General features: G+C 40.8%; 7 protein-coding genes and 7 tRNA genes. 13 read left to right on the top strand and 1 reads right to left on the bottom strand.

What is annotated here, in order from left to right:
• Window positions 1-39: 39 nt before the first annotated feature.
• The 13 genes from WKT01_RS13000 to rsmI all read left to right on the top strand — a co-directional run bounded on the left by WKT01_RS13000 (window position 40) and on the right by rsmI (window position 6,511).
• Window positions 40-113: transfer RNA gene (locus tag WKT01_RS13000), tRNA-Asp, on the top strand.
• 5 nt (window positions 114-118) lie between these two features.
• Window positions 119-191: transfer RNA gene (locus tag WKT01_RS12995), tRNA-Val, on the top strand.
• Window positions 192-203: 12 nt separating this feature from the next.
• Window positions 204-285 (top strand) — tRNA-Tyr (locus WKT01_RS12990).
• Window positions 286-407: 122 nt separating this feature from the next.
• Window positions 408-480 (top strand) — tRNA-Thr (locus tag WKT01_RS12985).
• Window positions 481-510: 30 nt separating this feature from the next.
• A tRNA-Met gene (locus tag WKT01_RS12980) sits at window positions 511-584 on the top strand.
• 44 nt (window positions 585-628) lie between these two features.
• Window positions 629-701 (top strand) — tRNA-Phe (locus tag WKT01_RS12975).
• 30 nt (window positions 702-731) lie between these two features.
• Window positions 732-804, top strand: a tRNA-Lys gene (locus WKT01_RS12970).
• An 85-nt stretch (window positions 805-889) separates the two neighbouring features.
• Entirely contained in the window at window positions 890-2,329 is a 1,440-nt protein-coding gene (locus WKT01_RS12965) for an aminotransferase class I/II-fold pyridoxal phosphate-dependent enzyme (RefSeq protein WP_117975163.1), read from the top strand.
• Window positions 2,322-2,906, top strand: coding sequence for a guanylate kinase (locus tag WKT01_RS12960; RefSeq protein ID WP_059066271.1), 585 nt, complete (start codon window positions 2,322-2,324; stop codon window positions 2,904-2,906). Before WKT01_RS12965 ends, WKT01_RS12960 begins: the two co-directional genes overlap by 8 nt.
• Window positions 2,907-3,062: 156 nt before the next feature.
• Entirely contained in the window at window positions 3,063-4,058 is a 996-nt protein-coding gene (locus WKT01_RS12955) for a DNA polymerase III subunit (RefSeq protein WP_059066848.1), read from the top strand.
• A 5-nt stretch (window positions 4,059-4,063) separates the two neighbouring features.
• On the top strand, window positions 4,064-4,969 hold the full coding sequence (locus WKT01_RS12950; RefSeq protein WP_059066272.1) for a PSP1 domain-containing protein: 906 nt from the start codon (window positions 4,064-4,066) through the stop codon (window positions 4,967-4,969).
• On the top strand, window positions 4,959-5,651 hold the full coding sequence (locus tag WKT01_RS12945) for a tRNA1(Val) (adenine(37)-N6)-methyltransferase (RefSeq protein WP_059066273.1): 693 nt from the start codon (window positions 4,959-4,961) through the stop codon (window positions 5,649-5,651). Before WKT01_RS12950 ends, WKT01_RS12945 begins: the two co-directional genes overlap by 11 nt.
• Window positions 5,652-5,674: 23 nt before the next feature.
• The gene (gene rsmI / locus WKT01_RS12940; protein WP_059066274.1) at window positions 5,675-6,511 is read left to right on the top strand and encodes a 16S rRNA (cytidine(1402)-2'-O)-methyltransferase; all 837 of its coding nucleotides are present in this window, start codon (window positions 5,675-5,677) and stop codon (window positions 6,509-6,511) included.
• Window positions 6,512-6,778: 267 nt separating this feature from the next.
• Here rsmI and WKT01_RS12935 read toward each other — a convergent pair whose 3' ends face one another.
• Complete coding sequence (locus tag WKT01_RS12935; RefSeq protein ID WP_117975162.1) at window positions 6,779-7,450, bottom strand: ABC transporter ATP-binding protein; 672 nt, start codon at window positions 7,448-7,450, stop codon at window positions 6,779-6,781.
• Window positions 7,451-7,553: the final 103 nt, after the last annotated feature.

Here is a 7,553-nt window from a genome sequence, read left to right as displayed (position 1 = left end):
GAAGGTATATACCTTCTATAGTTGAAATGCTTATCGCATGGCCCAGTGGCTCAGTTGGTTAGAGCGCCGCCCTGTCACGGCGGAGGTCGAGAGTTCGAGTCTCTTCTGGGTCGTATGTGGGGTCTTAGCTCAGCTGGGAGAGCATCTGCCTTACAAGCAGAGGGTCATAGGTTCGAGCCCTATAGGCCCCACTTAAAAAATATGGATGGATTCCCGAGTGGCCAAAGGGGGCAGACTGTAAATCTGTTGGCAACGCCTTCGAAGGTTCGAATCCTTCTCCATCCATTAGCCGATTTAATTCTTAGAACCGGGCGCCGCAGACTACTGAGTTCGCAAATGCTCACTAAGGGCATCGGTGAGTATCGCATAGGTGCGATTATAAGTTAGCCGTTAAGTGCTTGTAGTAAGCCGATGTGGCTCAATTGGCAGAGCAGCTGATTTGTAATCAGCAGGTTATCGGTTCGAGTCCGATCATCGGCTTTATCTCGAAAGAGATAAAAAATTTCATATCGCGGGGTGGAGCAGTCTGGAAGCTCGTCGGGCTCATAACCCGAAGGTCGTAGGTTCAAATCCTGCCCCCGCAATTTACACGAGAAAGTTCAGCATATATATGGACTTTAGTGTATATGCCCAGATAGCTCAGTTGGTAGAGCAGAGGACTGAAAATCCTCGTGTCGCTGGTTCGATTCCGGCTCTGGGCATTTTCTCTGCAAAGAGAAAAAATTGAATATGGGAGTGTAGCTCAGGTGGTAGAGCACTTGACTTTTAATCAAGTTGTCCGGGGTTCGAATCCCCGCACTCTCATAAAACCAAACAGCGTAATCCACTTGTGGCTTGCGCTGTTTTGCTATATATAATAGGTAAGACCTGTTATCAGGAGGTGAAAATTATGAAATCATTGTATGAAGAATTGAAGAAATACAGTAAATCTGATTATTATGGTTTTCATATGCCAGGACATAAAAGAAATGCATCTGCAATGCAGGCGGATTTGCCATATAGCATGGATATTACGGAAATAGAAGGTTTTGACGATCTGCATCATCCAACCGGCATATTGCAAGAAGTACAGCGACGTGCTTCTAAAATTTATCATGCAGAGGAAACGTCGATTTTGATCAACGGAAGTACTGTGGGGATATTAAGTGCAATCATGGGATGTACTTGTGAGGGGGATAAAATACTGATTGCCCGGAATAGTCATAAATCTGTTTATCATGCAGTTTTTTTAAACAAATTAGTTCCTATATATGTATATCCTACATTTTATCCGGATAAAGGGCTAAATGGCGCTGTAGATCCAGAAAAAATACAAACGATATTGCAGGAAGAGCAGGGGATAAAAGCGGTTGTGATTACTTCACCTACTTATGATGGGGTACTTTCGGATATAGACAAGATCAGCACGATCGTGCATGCACATAAAATTCCGCTTATTGTAGATGAAGCACATGGTGCACATTTTGGTTTTCATCCGTACTTTCCTGAAAATGCCAATCAAAAAGGGGCAGATATAGTGATCCACAGTTTGCATAAGACATTACCTGCTTTAACACAGACAGCTTTGCTGCATAAAAATGGCAGCATTGTAGACTGGAGCCGAGTATGCTATTATTTAGATATGTTGCAGACAAGCAGTCCTTCTTATATTTTGATGGCATCGGCTGATGTGTGCATTTCAGAAATAGAAAAAAAGGGAAAACAATACTTTGAGTTCTATGTAAAATTGTTAAAAGCTGCACGAAACAGACTGCAGGAACTGGAAAATCTCAGACTTGTGCAGACAGAAGAATATGATTTTTCAAAGCTGGTAATTTATACAGGGAACACAGAATATACAGGAAAATACATATATGATATTCTGTTAAAAGAATATCATCTGCAAATGGAGATGGCGGCAGGAAATTATGTGTTGGCAATGACGTCTCCTGCCGATACGCCAGAGGGCATGGAACGATTTTGTAGTGCGATCATGGAGATAGACAGGAAAATAGTTTCAGAAGAAAGAAAAAATAAGAATACAGTGGAAATACAAAGTTCCTTACCTGAACTTGAACGAAAATATACAAGTGCAGAAATAAAAGAGAAGATAGATCTGTATAATAGGAGAGGATGCACGGGAAATATAAAAAGTAAAACATGGAAGACAAGCGTGGGACATATTTCTACAGAGTATGCGTATATGTATCCACCGGGTATTCCATTGGTCGTACCGGGAGAAATCATTTCAAAAGAAATTTCGATGAGTTTATGCAAATTTGAGGAAGCAGGATTTGAAATACAGGGGACGAGAAAAGCAGGAGAAATAGAGGTATGGATAGATGAATAGAATTTATTATATTATGGGAAAAAGTTCTTCTGGAAAAGATACCATATTTAAAGAGCTCAAAAAGAGATGTCCACGATTAAACACGGTAGTTCCTTATACAACACGTCCCATTCGTTTTGGAGAAAAGGATGGAGAGGATTACTATTTTGTCGATGAAACGGTTCTTATGAGTTTACAGAGTAAAAATAAGGTGATTGAATTAAGAGCGTATAATACGGAATGTGGTATATGGAAATATTTCACTGTAGATGACGGGCAGATCGATCTGCAAAAGGACAGTTATCTGGTGATTGGAACACTGGAATCTTATAAGGAAATGTGTATATATTTTGGCGAGGAAAATCTCCTTCCTATTTATATTGAAGTCAGTGATGGCATGAGGTTAGAACGGGCTTTAAAGAGAGAACATTTACAGCAGAATCCTAAATACGCAGAAATGTGCAGAAGATTTTTGGCGGATGAACAAGATTTTTCAGAAAAGAAGTTGGAGGAGGCTGGAATCAAGAAACGTTTCCAGAATATAGAGCTTGAGAAATGTCTTGATGAAATCGAGGCATATATGATAAAAAGTGAATAGGATTTTGTAAGGGGCAGGGCTATATCTTCACATAAAAGTATGATATACTTATCAAGAAGTTCATATTTTTGTAAGAAAATTGTTGTAAAATATACTTTATATAAACAAACTTACAAATAAGAATGATTTTATATGAAAGAAACAGCAGGTGATAAGATGGGCAGTTTTAAAGATGTAGTAGGTCATAAAAATATTATAAAATATATAGGAAATGCGGTGAAAGCAGATGTTGTTTCTCATGCCTATATCTTAAATGGAGAAAGAGGCGCAGGAAAGAAAATGCTGGCAAATTTATTTGCTATGAGCCTGCAATGTCAGGATCGCGATGAGGATGGAGAGGCTTGTGGGAAATGTCAGTCATGCAGACAGGCGTTAGGGGGAAACCAGCCGGATATTATCCGAGTGACCCATGAAAAACCGAACACGATCAGTGTAGATGATATTCGTGAGCAGGTAAATAACGATATTGTTATCAAGCCTTACAGCAGCAAATATAAGATTTATATTATTCCGGATGCAGATCTGATGAGTGTACAGGCGCAGAATGCCCTTTTAAAAACGATCGAAGAACCACCGGAGTATGCGGTCATTATGCTTCTTACAGAAAATGCGGAAGTATTGCTGCCTACGATCCGCTCCCGGTGTGTTATGATGAAGCTGCGGAATATTAAGGATCAACTTGTGAAAAAATATCTGATGGAGCAGATGGAGATTCCGGACTATAAAGCAGATGTATGCGTCGCTTTTGCCCAGGGGAATATGGGGAAAGCAATTATGCTCGCTACATCTGAATACTTTAATGAGATAAAAGAAGAAGCGGTACATTTGCTCCGTAATATTGACGATATGGGCGTCAGTGAGCTGATAGAAGCCCTGAAGAAATGCATGACGTATAAGTTGGAGATCAATGATTACCTGGATGTTATTGCTATTTGGTACAGAGACGTTCTTATTTATAAAGCAACGAAAAATGTAGATCGGGTTGTCTTTTCAGATCAGCTTAGATATATTAAAGAACGTGCAAGTAAAAGTTCCTATGAGGGGATTGAAAATATTTTAGATGCGTTGGAAAAGGCAAAAGCAAGAATGAAAGCAAATGTAAATTTTGAATTGACAATGGAACTGCTTTTATTGACGATAAAGGAGAATTAAGTAGAATGACGAAGGTAATTGGCGTGAGATTTCGAACTGCCGGGAAGATTTATTTTTTTGCACCAGGGAAATTAACAGTCAGACAAGGAGATCATGTGATCGTGGAGACCGCGCGTGGCGTAGAATACGGCAGGGTTGTAAGCGGTCCCAAGGAAGTCAGGGATGAAGAGGTAGTACAGCCATTGAAACCTGTCATCCGGATCGCGACAGAACAGGATAAAAAAACAGTAAGTAAAAATAAAGAAAAAGAAAAAGAGGCATTCCGGATCTGTTTAGAGAAGATCCGGAAACATGGGTTGGAGATGAAACTCATAGATGCAGAGTATACATTTGACAATAATAAAGTTTTATTTTATTTCACAGCAGATGGAAGGATTGACTTTAGAGAATTAGTAAAAGATTTGGCGGCAGTTTTCAGGACGAGGATTGAATTGCGGCAGATCGGCGTCCGAGATGAAACAAAGATCCGTGGCGGGATTGGAATATGCGGTCGTCCTCTTTGCTGCAGCACTTATTTATCAGAGTTTGCTGCTGTCTCTATTAAGATGGCAAAAGAACAAAATCTTTCTTTAAATCCGACGAAAATATCAGGTGTATGCGGTAGGCTGATGTGCTGTCTGACAAATGAAGAAGAAACCTATGAAGAACTTAACAGCCAGCTTCCTTCTGTCGGAGACAATGTCACTACAGTGGAAGGGTTGACAGGGACTGTACATTCTTTGAGTGTTTTGCGCAAGCAGGTCAAAGTAATCGTGAATCTGGAAAATGATGAGAAAGAGATACGGGAATATAAGGCAGAAGAACTGCGATTTAAGCCGAGACGGAAAAAGTCCAGGATTTCAAAAGAAGAGATGAAAAAGCTTGCTGAACTTGAGAAAAATGAAGGAGCGTCTAAGCTAGATGACAAATAATTTGCTGCCGGGAGAACGGCTGGATGATCTGCAGTTAAATGGACTGGAATTGATACAAGATCCGGAACGTTTTTGCTTTGGCGTAGACGCAGTGCTGCTTTCCGATTTCGCAAGGGTAAAAGAAAATGAAACAGTACTGGATATGGGGACTGGTACAGGCATCATCCCTATTTTGCTATCGGCAAAAACAAAGGGAAAACATTTTACAGGTCTGGAAATACAGGAGGAGAGTGCACAGATGGCACGGCGCAGTGTTGCGCACAATCATCTGGAAGATAAGATTGAAATTGTCACTGGAGACATAAAAGAGGCAGCACAGATTTTTAAGCCTGCCTTTTTTGATGTGATCACAGTAAATCCTCCTTATATGCTGCACCAACATGGTTTACAGAATCCAAAAGATGCGATCGCGATCGCCAGGCATGAAATATTATGTTCGCTGGATGATATTTTGCGGGAAAGCATGAAGCTGCTCCAGGATAAAGGAAGGTTTTATATGATACACCGTCCTTTTAGACTGACAGAAATTTTGATAAAAATGAACCAGTATAAAATAGAACCTAAAAAACTTCAATTTGTACATCCATATATTCACAAAGAACCGACCATGGTATTGATAGAGGGCGTACGGGGCGCAAAATCCAGAGTCAGAATAGAGCCGCCTCTCATCATGTATCAATAGAAAAAAGTATATAGGAGTATTTTATGTCAGGAACACTTTACTTATGCGCAACGCCAATTGGAAATTTGGAAGATATGACGTTTCGTGTGATACGTATTTTAAAAGAAGTAGATTTAATTGCTGCAGAAGATACGAGAAACAGTATAAAATTACTTAATCATTTTGAAATACAGACTCCCATGACCAGTTATCATGAGTATAATAAATATGAAAAAGGGAAGAAATTGATCGAAAAACTGCAGGCAGGGCAAAATATTGCATTGATCACAGACGCAGGCACGCCGGGAATTTCAGATCCGGGAGAAGAATTGGTGCGTATGTGTTATGAGGCGGGTATCACGGTGACATCACTGCCTGGCGCAGCCGCATGTATTACGGCGCTGACACTTTCAGGGCTTTCTACCCGGAGGTTTGCATTTGAGGCATTTTTGCCGTCAGATAAAAAAGAACGGGAGTGTATCCTAAAAGAACTTACTGCGGAAACAAGAACGATTATTTTGTATGAGGCGCCGCACAGACTTTTAAAGACATTGGTACTATTAAGAGAAACACTTGGAAACAGGAAAGTCACTGTATGCAGAGAATTGACAAAAAAGCATGAAAACGTGATGACATTTACTCTGGAAGAGGCAACGGCATTTTATGCGGAACATACGCCAAAAGGGGAATGTGTACTGGCGATAGAGGGAAAAAGTGCAGAAGAAGTAAAGCAGGAAGAACGGGCTAAATGGGAGGAAATGAGTATAGAGGAACACATGCAGTTCTACATGGAAGCAGGAAAAGAGAAAAAGGAAGCCATGAAGTGTGTTGCAAAAGACAGAGGAGTATCCAAAAGAGAAATATATAATTATCTGCTGTAAAATAAGCCAGTGCCAAATCGGTACTGGCTGTTTTCTTATAGTCGTGCGTGCTGCGCACGATAAGGTATACCCATGCGGGCATCCCGTAATACATGCCTTGCAGGCAGGCGTGCTGCGCACGATAAGGTATACCCATGCGGGCATCCCGTAATACATGCCTTGCAGGCAGGCGTGCTGCGCACGATAAGGTATACCCATACGGGCATCCCGTAATACATGCCTTGCAGGCAGGCGTGCTATGCACGATAAGGTATAGAGTATGCCGAATTACGGTGTTTCATTGGCCGGCTGTATGTGTGTGATACTGCCGTCTTTCATAAAAATAATTTTTTCTTTGAGGGAGACTGCCTCCTCATAATCATTGGTTACATATAAAACGGTGATTCTGAAGACTTTGTTGATTTTTAAAATATCTGCAATCATTTCCTTGCGGCGCTGTTCATTTTGACGTGCGAAATCTTCATCTACCAGGAGAACTTTGGGATGACAGACGATCGCTCTGCCAAGCGCTACTTTTTGTTTGTCTGCTTCAGAAATGGCTTTTAGTTTTTTATTTAATATATCGGTAATTCCGAAAAAAGAAGCCGCGGTTTTTATGCGGGAATCTACAACGGTACGGGGGAGATTGCGCAGCCTTAATCCCAGAGCCATATTATCATATACATTGAGATGACGGTAAAGCTCATAGTTTTGAAACGCCATAGCGAGTTTTCTGTCACGGGGGAGAATATCATTTAGCAAATTTTTGCCAAGATAAATTTCTCCGGAAGAAATATCCTCCAGGCCTCCGATCATCCGCAGGATCGTAGATTTCCCACACCCGCTGGGACCGTGAAATACAACAAATTCTCCGTCCTCAATATGGAGAGATACATCTTTTACAGAAATAAAACCATTAGGATATGTCTTGGTCAAGTGCTCAAATGTCACGCTTGCCATAAAAACACCACCTTTTTGTACATTGATATTAACTTTATTCTAGCATAACCTATGTGACAAGACAATCCTGAACCCGCTGGATTCTATCAGACCCTAAGCCTGC

The sequence above is a fragment of the Mediterraneibacter sp. ICN-202921 genome, assembly GCF_037890075.1.
Classification (GTDB): domain Bacteria; phylum Bacillota; class Clostridia; order Lachnospirales; family Lachnospiraceae; genus Mediterraneibacter; species Mediterraneibacter massiliensis.
The sequence above is the reverse complement of the archived record's forward strand: the minus strand, read 5'-3'. Positions and strand labels throughout refer to the sequence as shown.